The sequence below is a fragment of the Pseudomonas sp. R4-34-07 genome, from assembly GCF_003852375.1.
Classification (GTDB): Bacteria; Pseudomonadota; Gammaproteobacteria; order Pseudomonadales; family Pseudomonadaceae; genus Aquipseudomonas.
In genome coordinates, this window is sequence record NZ_CP027760.1 from 469,315 (window position 1) to 486,468 (window position 17,154).

General features: G+C 62.6%; 11 protein-coding genes. 1 reads left to right on the forward strand and 10 read right to left on the reverse strand.

Annotation, left to right across the window (positions count from 1 at the left end; genetic code table 11):
* Positions 1–26: 26 nt before the first annotated feature.
* From yccS to betI, 10 genes are all read right to left on the reverse strand, one after another.
* Complete coding sequence (gene yccS / locus C4J85_RS01995) at positions 27–2,210, reverse strand: YccS family putative transporter (protein WP_124369304.1); 2,184 nt, start codon at positions 2,208–2,210, stop codon at positions 27–29.
* Between the two features lie 159 nt (positions 2,211–2,369).
* The gene (locus C4J85_RS02000) at positions 2,370–3,548 is read right to left on the reverse strand and encodes an NAD(P)/FAD-dependent oxidoreductase (protein ID WP_124365530.1); all 1,179 of its coding nucleotides are present in this window, start codon (positions 3,546–3,548) and stop codon (positions 2,370–2,372) included.
* 157 nt (positions 3,549–3,705) lie between these two features.
* A complete protein-coding gene (dbpA, locus tag C4J85_RS02005; protein WP_256657486.1) occupies positions 3,706–5,043 on the reverse strand; it encodes an ATP-dependent RNA helicase DbpA in 1,338 nt (445 codons plus the stop codon).
* A gap of 130 nt (positions 5,044–5,173) precedes the next feature.
* Positions 5,174–6,601, reverse strand: a complete 1,428-nt coding sequence (mdtD, locus tag C4J85_RS02010) for a multidrug transporter subunit MdtD (RefSeq protein ID WP_124365531.1) — start codon at positions 6,599–6,601, stop codon at positions 5,174–5,176.
* Positions 6,602–6,636: 35 nt separating this feature from the next.
* Entirely contained in the window at positions 6,637–7,527 is an 891-nt protein-coding gene (locus tag C4J85_RS02015) for an alpha/beta fold hydrolase (protein WP_124408875.1), read from the reverse strand.
* Between the two features lie 182 nt (positions 7,528–7,709).
* The gene (locus C4J85_RS02020) at positions 7,710–9,026 is read right to left on the reverse strand and encodes a TldD/PmbA family protein (RefSeq protein ID WP_124408876.1); all 1,317 of its coding nucleotides are present in this window, start codon (positions 9,024–9,026) and stop codon (positions 7,710–7,712) included.
* A complete protein-coding gene (locus C4J85_RS02025; RefSeq protein ID WP_124408877.1) occupies positions 9,026–10,468 on the reverse strand; it encodes a TldD/PmbA family protein in 1,443 nt (480 codons plus the stop codon). The genes C4J85_RS02020 and C4J85_RS02025 overlap by 1 nt, the downstream gene beginning before the upstream one ends.
* 209 nt (positions 10,469–10,677) lie before the next feature.
* On the reverse strand, positions 10,678–12,384 hold the full coding sequence (betA, locus tag C4J85_RS02030; protein ID WP_124365535.1) for a choline dehydrogenase: 1,707 nt from the start codon (positions 12,382–12,384) through the stop codon (positions 10,678–10,680).
* 159 nt (positions 12,385–12,543) lie between these two features.
* Positions 12,544–14,016, reverse strand: coding sequence for a betaine-aldehyde dehydrogenase (betB, locus tag C4J85_RS02035; protein WP_124360921.1), 1,473 nt, complete (start codon positions 14,014–14,016; stop codon positions 12,544–12,546).
* Positions 14,017–14,126: 110 nt separating this feature from the next.
* Entirely contained in the window at positions 14,127–14,720 is a 594-nt protein-coding gene (betI, locus tag C4J85_RS02040; RefSeq protein WP_124360922.1) for a transcriptional regulator BetI, read from the reverse strand.
* Positions 14,721–15,109: 389 nt separating this feature from the next.
* Here betI and C4J85_RS02045 point away from each other — a divergent pair, with 389 nt between their 5' ends.
* On the forward strand, positions 15,110–17,044 hold the full coding sequence (locus C4J85_RS02045; protein ID WP_256657488.1) for a BCCT family transporter: 1,935 nt from the start codon (positions 15,110–15,112) through the stop codon (positions 17,042–17,044).
* The last annotated feature ends 110 nt before the right edge of the window (positions 17,045–17,154 follow it).

Genomic DNA, 17,154 nt, shown 5'->3' on the forward strand with positions numbered 1-17,154 from the left:
GAGAGGGGCTTGCCCCCGATGGCGTTCTAAGCCGCGCGGGTATCCTTGATCAGATGCGCCGCCAACGTCCGCAACGGCCCCAGCTGCCGACAGATCAACGCCAACTGCGTTTGCACCAGCCGCTGGCCTTCGTCGATCTCATCCGGCATCTGCTCAAGCTGCGCCGCCAGTGCTTCCTCCTCATCACTCTGAATCGCAATCGGCTGTTTATTCGCCAGCCCACTGGCGATCTCGTCGATGCTCAACGCCAGGGCGTGCCCGGCACCGTCGATCAACTGCTCCCGCACCTCGGCCGGCAGCTGGGTGTCGCGGTGTGCGCCAAGGCCCGACAAGTAGCTGAGCAGGGTGTGCGACAGCACCAGGAACCTGAAGCCCACATCCGCTTCCTTACGGAAATGCCCCGGTTCCATCAGCATGTTCGCCAGGGTGGTGGACAGCGCCGCATCGGCGTTGTGCGCGTTGCGACGGGCCAAGCGGTAGGCCAGGTCGTCGCTCTTGCCAGCGGCGTACTGCTGCATGATCTGGCGCAGGTAGATGCTGTTACAGGTCAGGGTATTGGCCAGCACTTTGTTCAGGCGCCGGCCTTGCCAGTCCGGCAGGAACAGGAACACCGCCAGGCCCGCGATCAGGCTGCCGAGCAGGGTATCGAACAGGCGTGGCAGGAACAGTCCGTAGCCATCGCCCACCTGGTTGAAGCAGAACAGCACCATCAGGGTGATCGCTGCCGTGGCCAGGGTGTAGCGCGTGGTGCGGTTGATAAAGAACACCAGGCCGGCAGCGATGGCGAACATCGATTGCACCACCGGGCTGGGGAACAGGTCGAACAGCGCCCAGGCCACCGTGAGGCCGATGGCGGTGCCGATGATCCGCTGGCCCAGCTTGCGTCGCGTCGCGCCGTAGTTCGGTTGGCAAACAAATAGCGTGGTGAGGATGATCCAGTAGCCTTGGGACGCGTGGATGGCATGCAGCGTGGCGTAGCCGACGGTCAGTGCCAGGGACAGGCGCAGGGCGTGGCGAAACAGCAGCGAGGTCGGCGTGAGCTGGGTGCGCAGGCGCGTCCACATTTCCTTGAGGTTGCGCGGGGCGCGGTCCAGCAGGTTGCTGTCGGTGGCGTCGGCCAGGGCGTCGGGGTTGCTCGCGTCGCCGAGCAGGCGGTCGAGGGTGGACAGGTTGGCGGCCAGGGCGCGCAACGAGCGCAGTAAACCGCGCCAGGCCGGGTTGCTCTGGATGCGCAGGTGTTCCAGGGAGGCGTTCAAATCGCCCAGGGCTTCGGCGAAGCTGTCGTCATAGATGAACGGCTGGCGCAGCTGGATCGACTCGGCCAGGGCCTGGCACGCCTTGCCTTGCTGGCGCAGCAGGCGTTGGCAGCGGAACAGCACGTCGCTGTGGAAGAAGGCTTCGGCCAGGGCGTTATACGGGTAATGGGACGAGCTGGCGCGCTCGTGGATGTCTTGCGCCAGGAAGTACAGCTTCAGGTAACGGCTGACCTTCGAGCCTGGGCGACCGTTGCCGACGCGGTGCAGGATGATTTCCTTGGCGGCATTCAAGGCGGCGACGACCCGGCCATTCTGCTGGGCCAATTCCAGGCGCCGCGCCTCTACGTCCAGCTGGCGGATCGGTTCGAACAGCGACGACTTGAGCTTGAGGTAGCGCCCCAGCTCGCGGAACAACCGCGCCAGGCTCTGCTGCACCGGCTGGTTGGAAAACAGCGCCTGCCACAGCACCGACAGCACGCCGTACCAGGCCGCGCCCGCCACCAGCAGCAGCGGCTCGTGCCAAAAATCACTGACGGCACCGCCACGCTGGTCCACGCCGATCATGGTGTAGACCGACAGAATCAATGTGGCCGAGGCAATCGCGCCATAGCGTTCGCCGAGCGCGCCGAGCATGGTCAGGCCGAACGTGGCCAGGGCCAGGGAGGCCGCGAAAATCCAGGGGTAAGGGAACAGCAGTTCCACCGACAGCGCCGCGATGCTGAAGCACACCAGCGTCACCGCCAGGGCGTTGAGGCGGCCTTGCCAACTGTCATCGGTCTCGGCCAGGGCGCTGGCGATAATCCCCAGGAACAGCGGGATCAACAGCGTCATTTCATCCTGATACCAGCACAGCGCCATGCTGCCGGTCAGGGCGATGAATACCCGAATGCTGTAGCTGAATTTATCCAGTGCCCACAGGCGCCGCAGGGACTGCTTGAACGAGGTCGATGACATGAAGTCGGGAGTCTTCCGGGACGATGCCGCTAAATTGAGCTATCAAGGACGCCACGGCAAGGGTGGTGATCACATCCACCCGCAAAATATTTCCCTGGCTCACCACAGACCAAATGTGGGAGGGGGCTTGCCCCCTCCCACATTTTTAACTGTGTTGAGTCAGACGTACTGCGCAGCCGCATAGCCTGACGCCCAGGCCCACTGGAAGTTGAACCCGCCCAAGTGGCCGGTTACATCCAGCACTTCACCGATAAAGTACAGCCCTGGGCTTTTCAGCGACTCCATGGTCTTGGATGACACTTCCCGCGTATCCACCCCGCCCAATGTCACCTCGGCGGTGCGATAGCCCTCCGTGCCCGCCGGTACCAACTGCCAGCTGCCGAGCATCGAAGCGATATCGGCGATTTCGGCGTGGGTGTACTGCTTCATCGGCTTGGACGCGAACCAGGTCTCCGCCAGCAGATTGGCCATCTTCTTGGTGAAAATCTCGCCCAGCAGGGTTTTCAGCTCGCTGTTGGGGCGCTCGGCCTGTTGCTGTTGCAGCCAGGCGTGGGCGTCGTGGTCGGGCAGCAGGTTGATTTCCACGGTGTCGCCGGATTCCCAGTAGGAAGAAATCTGCAGGATCGCCGGCCCGCTCAGGCCGCGATGGGTGAACAGGATGTTCTCGCGAAAACTCTGGCCGTTGCAGCTGACCAGGCAGTCCACCGAGGTGCCCGACAGCTCGCCGCACAAGTCCTTGAGCTGATCGGTGATGGTGAACGGCACCAGTCCCGCGCGGGTCGGCAGCAGCTCATGGCCAAATTGCCTGGCCACTTGATAACCGAAACCGGTGGCGCCGAGGGTCGGGATCGACAGGCCGCCCGTGGCGATCACCAAGGACTCGCAGCGCAGTTCGCCCAGGGTGGTCTGCAACTGGTAGCCGTGGTCGACCTTGGCGATGGCTTCAATCGAGGTGTCCAGGTGCAGGCTCACGCCGGTCTGGATGCATTCGTCGAGCAGCATGCCGAGGATGTCGCTGGACTTGTTGTCGCAGAACAGCTGGCCGAGTTTCTTTTCGTGGTACGGCACGCCGTGCTTGGCCACCAGCCCGATGAAATCCCACTGGGTATAGCGCGCCAGTGCCGACTTGCAGAAGTGCGCGTTGTGCGAGAGGAAGTTGGCCGGCTCGGTGTACAGGTTGGTGAAATTGCAGCGGCCACCGCCGGACATCAGGATCTTTTTGCCGGCCTTGTTCGCATGGTCGATCAGCATCACCTTGCGCCCCCGCCCCGCGGCGGTCAGCGCGCACATCAAGCCTGCGGCGCCGGCGCCAATGATCACAACTTCGGTCGAGCGCACAGCAATGTCCTCATACAAATTCTGAATTGGAATACAGTCAAATGTGGGAGGGGGCTTGCTCCCGATGGCGGTGTATCAGTAACAGATGTACTGACTGACACACCGTAATCGGGGGCAAGCCCCCTCCCACATTGGATTTTCATTGGATGGAAGAGCCTTACAGAATCCGCACGCGCAACGAACGGCCTTTGATCTTGCCGTCGTTCAAACGCTGCAGCGCCTGCTTGGCGACCCCGCGTTCCACGGCGACGAAGGCCTGGAAGTCAAAGATCGCGATCTTGCCGACCTGGGCCCCCGGAATGCCGGCATCGCCGGTCAGTGCGCCAAGGATGTCGCCTGGGCGAACCTTGTCTTTACGCCCGGCGGCGATGCACAGGGTGCTCATCTGCGGTAGCAGCGGGCCGCCGCTCTGCGGCTTGAGGTTGTCCAGCTGGTCCCAGTTCAAGGGCGACTTTTGCAACTGCTCGATGGCTTGGGCACGGTGCGCTTCGGACGGCGCCACCAGGCTGATGGCGATGCCGGTCTCACCCGCGCGACCGGTACGGCCGACACGGTGAATATGGATTTCCGAGTCGCGAGCCAGTTCGACGTTGATCACCATGTCCAGTGCGTCGATGTCCAGGCCACGGGCGGCCACGTCGGTGGCTACCAGGACCGAGGTGCTGCGGTTGGCGAACATGGCCAGCACCTGGTCACGGTCACGCTGCTCCAGGTCGCCATGCAGGCCAACGGCGGAAATGCCCTTGGCGGTCAGGTGATCCACGGTCTCCTGCACTTGCTGCTTGGTAAAGCAGAACGCCACGCACGAAGCCGGGCGGAAATGCGCCAGCACCTTGGTCACGGCGTCCATGCGCTCTTCCGGCGAGATCTCGTAGAAACGCTGCTCGATCTGGTCGTCGGAGTGGAAGGCTTCGGCTTTCACCTGTTGAGGGGCGCGCATGAACTTGGAGGCCAGCTGCTTGATGCTCACCGGGTAGGTGGCCGAGAACAGCAGAGTCTGGCGGCGCGGCGGGGTCTTGCTGATGATGTCTTCGATGGCGTCGTAGAAACCCATGTCGAGCATGCGGTCGGCTTCATCGAGGATCAGCGTGTTCAAACCGTCCAGTACCAGCGAACCTTTGCGCAAGTGCTGCTGGATACGCCCCGGGGTGCCGACGATCACGTGGGCACCGTGCTCAAGGGAGGCGATCTGTGGGCCGAGGGACACGCCACCGCACAGGGTCAGCACCTTGATGTTGTCTTCGGCGCGGGCCAGGCGACGGATTTCCTTGGCAACCTGGTCGGCCAGCTCGCGCGTCGGACACATCACCAGGGCCTGGCAACCGAAGTAGCGCGGGTTGATCGGGTTCAGCAGGCCGATACCGAACGCGGCGGTCTTGCCGCTGCCGGTCTTGGCCTGGGCGATCAGGTCCAGCCCCTTGAGGATCACCGGCAAGCTCTGCGCCTGGATCTGCGTCATCTCGACATAACCCAGCGAGTCGAGGTTAGCCAGCATGGCGGCGGACAGGGGCAAAGTATTAAAAGCGGTGGCGATGGTGGTCACGGGACTGGCTCTGCAAAACAAAATGTCGCGCAGTGTACCAGCCTCGTGGGAATTTCCCCGCAAGTTCTAGACGAGCCGCCGTTCAATGCTCCAGGTCGTGCTCGCGGCTGACCACGCGTTTGCCATCTTTTGGCGACAATTGCAGGAAGATCGCCGCCGCCAGCATGGCCATGATGCCCACCGTGAGGAACGTCAGCTGGAACGCGCCCAGTACCGTGTTCACCCCATCGTTGCCGGTCTCCAAGGTAAACCCGCCGAGCAGCGCACCGGCGCAGGCCACGCCCAGGCTCAGGGACAGTTGCGCCACCACCGACAGCAAACTGTTGCCGCTGCTGGCCTGGGCGTCGTCGAGGTCGATCAGCGTCACGGTGTTCATCGCGGTGAATTGCAGGGAGTTGATCGCGCCCAGCACCGCGAGCATGCCCAGCAGCACGGGATAGGGCGTCTGCTCGCTGACCAGGCCCATGCTCGCCAGCATCGCGCCCAGGGCCAGGGTATTGCCGGTGAGCACCACGCGATAACCCAGGCGCTCGATCAGCGGTCGGGCGATGGACTTGGCAAACATCGCCGCCGCCGCGAGCGGCAGCATGCTCATGCCGGCTTCCGACGGCGAATAACCCAGCGCCACCTGCAGCAGCAAGGGCACCAGAAACGGCAGGGCGCCGCTGCCCAGGCGTGCGAACAGGTTGCCGAGGATGCCCACGGCAAAGGTGCGGGTCTTGAACAGCACCGGGGAGAACAGCGGATTATCGACATGCCCGGCGCGCAGCCAATATGCCGCCAGGCACGCCAGGCCACCGAACAGCAGCAACATCACCCGCAGGTGCGGCAAGTGCAGTTCGCCCAGGCCTTCCATGGCGATGGTGATCAGCACCATCGCCGCGCCGAACAGCACAAAACCCAGGCCATCGAAGCGCGTGCGCTCGCTGCCGCGCAGGTCGGGAATGAATTTCCACACGGCATAGCAGCCGATCATGCCCACCGGCAGGTTGAGCAGGAAGATCCAGTGCCAGGTCAGGTATTGCACCATCCAGCCGCCCAGGGTCGGGCCGAGCAACGGGCCGAGCAGGCCGGGGATCGTGATGAAACCCATGATCCGCACCAGCTCGGAACGGGGATAGGCGCGCAATACCACCAGGCGCCCGACCGGCAGCATCAGCGCCCCGCCCAAACCCTGGATCACCCGCGCACCCACCAGCATGCTCAAGCTGCTCGACAGCGCGCACAGTAATGATCCGATGCTGAACAACAAGATGGCGCCAAAGAAGATTTTCTTGGTGCCGAAGCGGTCGGCGATCCAGCCTGACGCCGGAATCAGCAAGGCGACGGTGAGCATGTAGGCAATGACTACGCCCTGCATGCGCAGCGGGTTTTCCGCCAGGTCCCGGGCCATGGCCGGCAAAGCCGTATTGAGGATCGTCCCGTCCAGCGACTGCATGAAGAAGGCAATCGCTACCACCCAGGGGAGCCAGCGGGCGGTCTTGGCGTCGAGAGGGGCACGATTCGGCATGGGATCCCTTTTGTTAGCAGGCTATGTGTCGGCGATTATGCGCCATTCGTCGCTGCTTTTCCCACTGGCGGTTCGTCTAAGTCCGACAAAGCCGCGTGTTCACCGACCAAAAAATCCAGCAAGGCGCGATGCACCGCCAGCGCCGCCTCGCGGGACTCCAGGTCGAGCAAATGGCCAGTGTGTTCGGCCACGGCGAAACTGCTGCGCCTCACGTAACTGCCGAACAGTCGGGCATCGGCGGCGGGGGTGTATTCGTCCAGCGTGCCGTTGAGGAAGTGCACCGGCGTTTCAATCTGCCTGAGCGCCGGCAGGTAGTTGCCATCGCCCAGCGCCAGCACCTGATGGATATGGAAGCGCGCCTGGCGATACTCGGTGGTGGCCATGTTCGACAGATGGCGATGGTTGTTGCGCTTGAGGCGGGGCGACAAGTATTTCCCGACCGTCTCGTTGAGCAGATGGCCCACGGCGGATTTGTCATCGGCCTCGATCAACACGCGCACGCGCTCCACATACTCGAGCATCGCCTGGTTGAGGTTCGGCGCCAGGGCCATCACCACCGAGCTTTCGATGGAGGGCGGGTTATGGGCCAGGGTCAGCAGCGTGGAGATGCCACCCCACGAGGCCGAGACCAGATGGTTGACCGCAAAGCGCTGCACCAGCGCCCGCAGGATCTGCACTTCGTCATCCTTGGTGACCAGGTCGAGGTCGGTGTTGTGCTCGCGGGAATAGCCGGAGAAGGGCAGGTCGAACAGCAGCACGTTGAAATGCTCGGCCAGGCATTTGCTGGTGCGGGCAAAGGAGCGCGTGGTGGACAGGGCGCCATTGACCATCAGCACGGTTTTTCTGTGTGGGTCGTTGCCCAGTTGCTCTACGTGGACGTTGTAGTGCTTGTACAGCTTGTCTATGACAAAACTTGCCTGGGTCATCGCAACACTCCCTGTCGTGTGGCGGTATGCCATTAGCTTTTATAACGAGGTTTATTGCGGGCGACAACAGGCTGCCCGGAGTATGGGATTGAACGGTAGGAAGGGGCTCAGCTAAGTGTCCGAAATCAACACAGGACAATGTGGGAGGGGGCTTGCCCCCTCCCACAGGGGATTTTCTTGGATTACAAGGTCAGTGTCAGGCGCTTGACCAAGGCGCCTGGCAGGAGGTTGGACGCGGTGTTGCGCTGGCCATACGTACTGGCCGACAGCAGCAGTTCCCGGTCAGCGGTCAGCGCTTCCAACTGCGAACCCAGCAGGCTGAACACGCTGTCGTCAAAGCGCATGGTGCTGACCGGCGCCTTGATCTCGCCGTCTTCTACCCAGAACGTGGCGAAGCGGGTCATGCCGGTCAGGCGCGCCGCTGGCAGGTCGGAGTAGTTCAGGTACCACAGGTTGCTGATGTACAACCCGGTGCCCAACTGCTTGAGGATATCGGCCTGGGCCAGGTTACCGGCGGCCATTTGCAAGGCGCTGGGGGATTCGTCGCTGCTGGCGCCATTGGCGCTCAGGCCATACTCGGCGGCGCTGCGCGAGTTGACCAATTGGCCGTCGGCCTGGCCGGCATGGATCAACGTGACGTCACTGCGCGGGTAGCCTTCGCTGGAAAATGCCTGGCTCAGTGAACCGCTGATCTGCTCGGTCACCGTTACCAGCGGGCTCAGGTGTTGTTCCCCGGCATACAGGCGTTGCAGCGAACTGCCCTTGCTGGCGATGGCCTGGGCGGAAAAACCGCCCCAGGTCACGATGCTGATGATTTCTTCGAGTGCCGCCGGAGCGAGGTAGGCGCGGTATTGTCCCGGTGCCAGCGGGTGCAACGGTCGGCCGAGGAACTCAAGCTGGCCGCGGGCCTGTTGGACGCGCCGGGCGAACTCGGCACTGTCCCAGGTGTGCCCGGCGTAGCTGGCCTTGACCGCTTCGCCATTGGCGTGGAACAGGCTGAAGTCGAAGTTGAAGCTATTGGCCTGGTGCCAGCCGAACGCGCCGTCGGAGCTGGCAAAGCCACGGCTGATCGGGCCAGCGGCATAGAAGCCGACCAGGTCCACGCCTTCGGCGGCCTGGCTGATGTCTTGCAGCACCTGGGTCAGTTCCGGCAAGGGTCGCAGTTGTTCGTTGTGGCTTTGCCAGGCGTTGTGGTTCAGCAGCAGGTAGGGGTCTGGCGGCAGCAACGGCAAGGTTTCGCGCAACTGTTGCAGGCCTGTGGCGAGGCGTTGGCGGTCCAGCTGAGGATCACCCGCCAGGGTGATGCCGAGGTCGGCATGGCGACCGGCGTTGATCAGCTTGAGGTTGAGGCTGGCCTGCTGCACCTGGCCGGCCTGGCGTACCTGGGCGTGGTTGAAACGCACGAACTCGGACGCTTCAGCAGCAAAGCCGAGGTGAAACTGTTCCTGCTCGGTGACGGCCTGTTTGAGCCAGTCCACCAGTGCCTTGAAGTCGTTCATCAGGCATCTCCCCCAAATACGTCGACGTTACTGAACACACACGCCGGCGAAGCATGGCCGACGCGGATCACCTGGTTAGGTTCGCCTTTGCCGCAGTTCGGTGTGCCCAGCACCTTGAAGGTACTGGCATCGCCGACCGCGCTGAGCTTGCGCCAGAACTGCGCGGAAATGGCGCGGTAGTTGGGGTTCTTGACCACGCCCTTGAGCTCGCCGTTTTCGATCAGTTGGCCCCATTCGCAGCCGAACTGGAATTTGTTGCGCGCGTCGTCGATGGACCAGGAGCGATTGGTCGACATCAGGATGCCGTGTTCGATACCGCCAATCAGTTGGGCCAGGCTCTGGTCACCCGCCTCGATATTGAGGTTGGCCATGCGGTCGATCGGCGGGCGGTTCCAACTGCTGGCACGGCTGTTGGCTACACCGCCCAGCCCCGCGCGAAATTGCGACAGCGCGCCGCCCAACGGCTTGAGCAGCAGCCCTTCGCGAATCAGGAACTGCTTGCTGGCGCGGCTGCCGTCATCGTCATGGCTGTAGCTGGCGAGCTGTTCGGGGATGTCCGGGTCGAACGTCACGTTGAGCAGGTTGGAGCCGTATTGCAGATGGCCGAAGTCGCTGGCCTTCACAAAGCTGGTACCGGCGTAGTTGCGCTCGTCGCCCAGAATGCGGTCCAGCTCCAGCGGGTGACCGATGGACTCGTGGATCTGCAGGATCATCTGGTCGGGCATCAGCAGCAGGTCACGCGGACCCTGGGGCGTGTTCGGTGCCAGCAGCAGTTGCAGGGCCTCGTCGGCCACGCGTGGCGCGGCGCCGATCAGGCCGAAGCGGCTGATCACGTCAAACCCGCCTTGCTGGCCAAAGTTGCTGCCGCCAAGGGTGCGGGTCTGGCTGTCGTTGCCATCGAAGGCGGTGACGTTGACGCCGGGAAACACAAAGCGCTGGGCCTGACGCAATTGTGCGCCAGCGGTATTGAGGTAGATCTGTTCGACCGTGGTCTGGCCGAGGCTGACGTCCCAGCTCACCAGGCGCTCATCCCTGGGCACGGCGGCCGACTCATCGCCGAGCAGTTGGTAGCAGTCGCTCAGGGACGGGAAGGGCTGGTCGAAGTCGGGAGACAGGTAGTCGGCAACGTCACTCGACACCGCTTGCTCGCGCAGGTCGAGCAGCGCGTGGGGCTTGATCCGCCGGGCCTGCTGCTCGGCGCGTTCGAGGGCGGCTCGCAGCCCGGCCAGGGACAGATCATTGGTCGCGGCGTAAGCTTCGACGCCGTTGAGGCGCACGGTGAGCATGGCGCCTTCGTCATGGCTCAGGTGTGGCGGCTCGGCGACGTTCTTGCGCACCGACAGGTACCGGCCGGATTCGCGCACATAGCGCAGGGAGAAGAATTGGGCGGTGGTGCGCAGGGCACTGAAGTGTTGTTTGAGCGTGGCGTGGTGTTCGAACATGGGGCCTTCCTTGTGGGCAGCTCAGCGCGGGGCAGGCCAACAGAGTAGGCCGGGGCTGGGGGGCTGATCAAGGAGGGGGAGGTGATCGTTCCCACGCTCCGCGTGTGAATGCATCCTGTGACGCTCCGCGTCACGACCTCAAGAGCAGACGCAGAGCGTCCAGGGCGGCATTCCCACGCGGAGCGTGGGAACGATCGGTTGGCGGTGTATCAGTTATTGCGCAGCGGCCCCACTTCACGCAGCGGCTTGCCACGCACTGGCGCATCGCCTGCCACGTAGTAGTCGGCGGTGCTGCGCGGTAGCGGCTGGCGGCCACGGATCTTGTCGGCGATTTTCTCGGCGATCATGATCGTCGGAGCGTTCAGGTTGCCGGTGGTGATGATCGGCATGATCGACGCATCCACCACACGCAGGCCCTGCATGCCATGCACGCGACCCTCGCCATCGACCACCGCCATCTCGTCGGTGCCCATCTTGCACGAGCAGGACGGGTGGAACGCGGTCTCGGCGTGCTCGCGGATGAACTGGTCGAGCTGTTCATCGGTTTGCACCTCGATACCCGGGCTGATTTCGCGGCCACGGTATGGGTCCAGCGCCGGCTGCTGCATGATTTCACGGGTCAGGCGGATGCCGTCGCGAAATTCCTGCCAGTCCTGCTCGGTGGCCATGTAGTTGAAGAGGATGCTCGGGTAGTCCCGTGGGTTCTTCGACTTCAACTGCACACGGCCACGGCTCGGCGAACGCATGGAGCCCATGTGTGCCTGGAAACCGTGTTCTTTCACCCCGTTGCTGCCGTTGTAGTTAATCGCCACCGGCAGGAAGTGGTACTGGATGTTCGGCCATTCGAATTCCGGACGCGAACGGATAAAACCGCCGGCTTCGAACTGGTTACTGGCGCCAATACCCGTGCCGTTGAACAGCCACTCGGCACCGATGGCCGGCTGGTTGTACCAAAGCAGCGAAGGGTACAGCGACACCGGCTGAGTGCACGCATATTGCAGGTACAGCTCAAGGTGGTCCTGCAGGTTTTCGCCGACGCCTGGCAGGTCGTGGACCACCGGGATGTCGAGGCTTTCCAGCAGTTTGGCCGGGCCGACGCCGGAGCGTTGCAGCAGCTGCGGCGAAGCGATCGCGCCGCTGCAGACCAGCACTTCTTTACGCGCACGGGCTTCGACACGCTCTTCAGCGGCGCCGATCAGGTAACGCACGCCGACCGCACGCTTGCCTTCGAACAAAACTTTGTCGGTGAGGGCGTGGGTAACGATGGTCAGGGTCGAACGCTTCTTGGCGACGTCCAGGTAACCGCGTGCGGTGCTGGCGCGACGGCCGTTCGGCGTGACGGTGCGGTCCATCGGGCCGAAGCCTTCTTGCTGGTAACCGTTCAAGTCTTCGGTACGCGGGTAACCGGCCTGCACGCCGGCTTCAACCATGGCGTGGAACAGCGGGTTGTTGCCGGCTTTGGGCGTGGTCACGCTGACCGGGCCTTCGCCACCGTGGTAGTCGTTGGGGCCGATGTCGCGGGTTTCGGCTTTGCGGAAATACGGCAGGCAGTCCAGGTAGGTCCAGTCTTCCAGGCCCGGCAATTTCGCCCAGTTGTCGTAGTCCATGGCGTTGCCGCGGATGTAGCACATGCCGTTGATCAGGGAAGAGCCACCCAGGCCCTTGCCGCGACCGCATTCCATCCGGCGACCGTCCATGTGTGGCTCTGGGTCGGTCTCGTAGGCCCAGTTGTAGCGACGGCCTTGCAGCGGGAACGCCAGGGCGGCGGGCATCTGGGTACGGAAGTCGAGGCGGTAGTCCGGGCCACCGGCTTCCAGCAACAGGACGGTGACGCCTTCGTCTTCGGTCAGACGGGTCGCCAGGGTGTTACCGGCAGAGCCGGCACCCACAATGATGTAGTCGTATTCTTGGGACATTGAATGCACCCTCTTGATGTGTGGTCAGGTCGGGCCTCATCGGGGGCAAGCCCCCTCCCACATTTGACTGTATTTACACATCTGAACCTGTGAATACAGTGAGTGTGGGAGGGGGCTTGCTCCCGATGGCAGCCTCAAAGGCAATACAAATCCCGGGTGTTAAAACACCGAGGCGTAATCGCCCAGCTCAACCTGTACCGATTTGATGCGGGTGAAGTTATTCAGCGAGCTGATCCCGTTTTCACGGCCCACACCGGATTGCTTGTAGCCACCGACCGGCATCTTCGCGTCGGATTCGCCCCAGGCGTTGATCCAGCAGATACCCGCTTCCAGCTGGTGAATCACACGGTGCGCGCGATTCAGGTCTTTGGTCACAAGGCCGGCAGCCAAACCGAAGTCGGTGTCGTTGGCGCGGCGGATCACTTCTTCTTCGGTTTCATAGGTGAGGATGCTCATCACCGGGCCGAAGATCTCTTCACGCACGATCACCATGTCATCGGTGCAGTCGGTGAACACGGTCGGTGCGACGAAGGCGCCCTTGGCCAAGTCGCCGTCGGTCAGGCGGTCGCCGCCGCACAGCAGGCGTGCGCCTTGCTCTTTGCCTTTGGCGATGTAGCCCAGCACGCTCTCCATGTGCGCGAAGCTGACCAGTGGGCCGAAGTTAGTATTGTCATCTTGCGGGTCGCCCACACGGATGCGCGCAACACGTTCAAGAATCTTGGCTTCGAACGCCGCTTGCAGGTGCTTGGGCACGAACACGCGGGTGCCGTTGGTGCAGACTTGGCCGGAGCTGTAGAAGTTGGCCATCATCGCGATGTCGGCGGCACGGTCCAGGTCGGCGTCTTCGAACACGATCAGTGGCGACTTGCCGCCCAGTTCCATGGTCACTTCCTTGAGCGACGAGCTCGACGCGCTGGCCATGACTTTCTTGCCGGTGTCGGTGCCGCCGGTGAACGAGACTTTCTCGATGCGTGGGTGTTCGGTCAGCCAGGTGCCGACTTCACGGCCGCTGCCGGTCAGTACGTTGAATACGCCGGCTGGAACGCCCGCCTCGGTGTAGATCTCGGCCAGTTTCAGGGTGGTCAGCGAGGTGACTTCGCTTGGCTTGAAGATCATCGCGTTGCCAGCGGCCAGGGCCGGTGCGGATTTCCACAGGGCAATCTGGATCGGGTAGTTCCACGCGCCGATACCAGCAACCACGCCCAGCGGCTCGCGGCGGGTGTAGACGAAGGACGTGTCGCGCAGCGGAATCTGCTCGCCTTCGATGGCCGGCACCAGGCCCGCGTAGTACTCCAGCACGTCGGCGCCGGTGACGATGTCGACGTACTTGGTTTCGGAGAAGGCTTTGCCGGTGTCCAGGGTTTCCAGGGCGGCCAGCTCATCGTTGCGCTCGCGCAGGATGTCGACGGCGCGACGCAGGATGCGCGAACGCTCCATGGCGGTCATGGCGGCCCAGATCTTCTGGCCTTTTTCAGCGCTGACCACGGCACGCTCGACGTCTTCCTTGGTGGCGCGTTGCACTTGGGCGAGAACTTCACCGTTAGCCGGGTTGATGGCTTCGAAGGTGGCATCGCTGCCAGCGTCGCTGTAGCCGCCGTCAATGTAGAGTTTTTGCAGGTCGAAACGGGCCATAAAGTCCTCGCAAGTGCATAAGTGGTTGGCGTTACCCGTCGAACAGTGGGCCATGGGGATGTGGCAATACTGCGCGGCGGACGTTCAGGGGTTGAGCGTTTATAAGGGCTCTAACTCACCTGCTTGGCCAATTGGAAATCCATGTAGTCGTAAGCGATCCGTTGCGCCTGCTCCGTGTCGAAAGCGTCTCCCGACAAGGCACCGCGCAACCACAAACCGTCGATCAGGGCCGCCAGGCCTCGAGCTGCACTGCGTGCCTCGGGTAACGGCATCGCACGGCGGAACTGGCAGCACAGGTTGGAATACAGGCGGTGATCGTTGATCCGCTGCAACCTGTGCAAAGACGGGTGATGCATGCTGGTGGCCCAGAAGGCCAACCAGGTTTTCATTGCCGGGCCGTTGACCTGGCTGGCGTCGAAGTTGCCTTCGATGATCACCCGCAGATGCGCCCGTGGGCTGTCATCGTTCAGGGCACGCCGGCGTTCCTGGACGTTTTCGATCAGCGCGTTCATCAGGTAACGCATCGTCGCTGCGATCAGGCCGTTCTTGTCCTGAAAATAGTGACTGATGATGCCATTCGAGACACCCGCCAGACGGGCGATCAGCGCAATGCTGGCATCTCCCATCCCAACCTGATCGATGGCCGTCAAGGTGGCTTCGATCAACTGCTGGCGGCGTATGGGTTGCATACCGACCTTGGGCATGTAGCACCTCTCCTTAGGCCTGCTGACGGGCGATCACGTCCATCGGCTTGAAGGCCAGTCTATTTTGTTTTGATTGAACGTTCAATCAACAAAGAATAAGCTCTGCGACAAATGGTCGCTGCCTACAGATATTTCCTACCTGGGAGCCGCGCCCTCTGACACCTGCGAAAACCCCTGAAACAGGCCGTATCAGGGCCTGGCTACCGCTTCGGCGGGGTTGGGGATTTTCGGGGTGTCTTTATAACACCCGTCCGTCGACTGCCGAAAAATCGATGTCCCGGGATAACCGTTGCCTTGTGTTTCTCTCTCGCACTGCCCGGAGCATCTGCGCCATGAGTTCTGCCTCTCTTATAAAGACCCCGCCGGAAAAGGTCCGGGTCAACGGTTGGGTGTTCTACACCTCCACCGCGCTGATTCTGTTGTTGACCGCCATCCTGATCATCGCCCCGCAGGAGGCCGGGCGCATGCTCGGCGTCGCCCAGGCCTGGCTGTCGAAAAGCTTCGGCTGGTACTACATGGTGGTCATCGCCGCCTACCTGGTGTTCGTGGTCGGCCTGGCGTTTTCGTCCTACGGCAAGTTGAAACTGGGCAGCAAGGACGACACCCCGGACTTCAGCTACGGCGCCTGGGCCGGCATGCTGTTTTCGTCGGGCATCGGCATTTCGCTGCTGTACTTCGGCGCCTCCGAGCCCCTGGACCACTACTTCAACCCGCCCGAAGGCACGGCCGCCAGCAATGGCGCGGCACGTCAGGCGCTGCAACTGACCTTCCTGCACTGGGGCCTGCATGGCTGGGCGATCTATGCGCTGGTCGGCCTGGCCGTGGCGTACTTCGCGTACCGCCACAACCAGCCGCTGGCCCTGCGTTCGGCGCTGTACCCGCTGGTGGGCGAGCGTTGGGTGAAGGGCGCGGCCGGCCATGCGGTGGACGGTTTCGGCATGTTCGTGACCCTGCTCGGCCTGGTGACCAACCTGGGGATCGGTTCGATGCAGGTGTCGTCCGGGTTGGAAAACCTGTTCGGCATGGCGCACAGCAACACCAACCTGCTGATCGTGATCATCGTAATGAGCACGGTGGCGACTATCGCTGCGGTATCGGGTGTGGAGAATGGCATCCGCCGCCTGTCCAACCTCAACATCGTGTTGTTCAGCGGTTTGCTGATCTTTGTGCTGCTGTTCGGCCCCACCCTGCACCTGCTCAACGGCCTGGTGCAAAACACCGGTGACTACCTCAACGGCATCATTCTGAAAACCTTCGACCTCTATGTGTACGAAGGCGACGCCGACAAGACCGAGCGCTGGATGGGCCTGTGGACCCTGTTCTACTGGGCCTGGTGGATTTCCTGGGCGCCCTTCGTGGGCATGTTCATCGCGCGTATTTCCCGTGGCCGCACCGTACGCGAACTGGTCGCCGGCGTGCTGCTGATCCCGCTGGGCTTCACTCTGGCGTGGTTGTCGATCTTCGGTAATTCGGCGTTGGACCTGGTGCTGAACCATGGCGCGGTGGAGCTGGGCAAGACTGCGCTGGAACAGCCGTCCATGGCCATCTACCAGCTGCTTGAGCATTACCCGGCGTCGAAAATCGTCATCGGTGTGTCGATCTTTGTGGGCTTCGTGCTGTTCTTGACGCCTGCGGATTCCGGCGCGGTGATGATGGCCAACCTGTCGTGCAAAGGCGGCAACGTGGATGAAGATGCGCCGCACTGGCTGCGGATCTTCTGGTCGGCGGTGATCACCCTGGTGACCATCGGCCTGCTGTTCGCCGGCAACTTCGAAGCCATGCAGACCATGGTGGTGCTGGCGGGGTTGCCGTTCTCGGTGGTGCTGATTCTGTTCATGTTCGGTTTGCACAAGGCCATGCGCCAGGATGTGGCCATCGAACAAGAGCAGGCGCAGTTGGCTGAACGCGGGCGCCGGGGGTTCAGCGAGCGCCTGACCGCGCTCGACCTGCAACCGAGCCAGGGCACCGTGCAACGCTTTATGGACAAGCACGTCACGCCGGCATTGGAAGAAGCCGCCACAGCGTTGCGCGAGCAGGGATTGGAAGTGCAGACCTTGCTGGGCAAATCCAAACGCTGCATCGGTGTGCGGATCGAGATGGAAGAGGGCAACCCGTTCGTCTACGAAGTCAGCCTGGATGCTTATTCCTCGGCGCCCACTGACCTGCCCGAAGAAGAACGCACCCGCTACTACCGCGCCGAGGTGTACCTGCACAACGGGCCGCAGGAATACGACCTGATGGGCTTCACCCAGGAGCAGATCACCCGTGACGTGCTCGATCAGTTCGAAAGCCATCGGCAGCTCCTTGGCCGGGTTTACAGCTGAAGCCAGGCAATGCGCTAAATGTGGGAGGGGGCTTGCTCCCGATAGCGGTGTGTCAGTCAGCACATTTGATGCTGATACACCGCAATCGGGAGCAAGCCCCCTCCCACATT

Bases quoted from the DNA above. Each gene is read 5' to 3' on its own strand.
- yccS (WP_124369304.1), bottom strand. From the start codon at position 2,210: ATGTCATCGACCTCGTTCAAGCAGTCCCTGCGGCGCCTGTGGGCACTG.
- dbpA (WP_256657486.1), bottom strand. From the start codon at position 5,043: ATGCTGGCTAACCTCGACTCGCTGGGTTATGTCGAGATGACGCAGATC.
- mdtD (WP_124365531.1), bottom strand. From the start codon at position 6,601: ATGCCGAATCGTGCCCCTCTCGACGCCAAGACCGCCCGCTGGCTCCCC.
- C4J85_RS02015 (WP_124408875.1), bottom strand. From the start codon at position 7,527: ATGACCCAGGCAAGTTTTGTCATAGACAAGCTGTACAAGCACTACAAC.
- C4J85_RS02020 (WP_124408876.1), bottom strand. From the start codon at position 9,026: ATGAACGACTTCAAGGCACTGGTGGACTGGCTCAAACAGGCCGTCACC.
- C4J85_RS02025 (WP_124408877.1), bottom strand. From the start codon at position 10,468: ATGTTCGAACACCACGCCACGCTCAAACAACACTTCAGTGCCCTGCGC.
- betA (WP_124365535.1), bottom strand. From the start codon at position 12,384: ATGTCCCAAGAATACGACTACATCATTGTGGGTGCCGGCTCTGCCGGT.
- betB (WP_124360921.1), bottom strand. From the start codon at position 14,016: ATGGCCCGTTTCGACCTGCAAAAACTCTACATTGACGGCGGCTACAGC.
- betI (WP_124360922.1), bottom strand. From the start codon at position 14,720: ATGCCCAAGGTCGGTATGCAACCCATACGCCGCCAGCAGTTGATCGAA.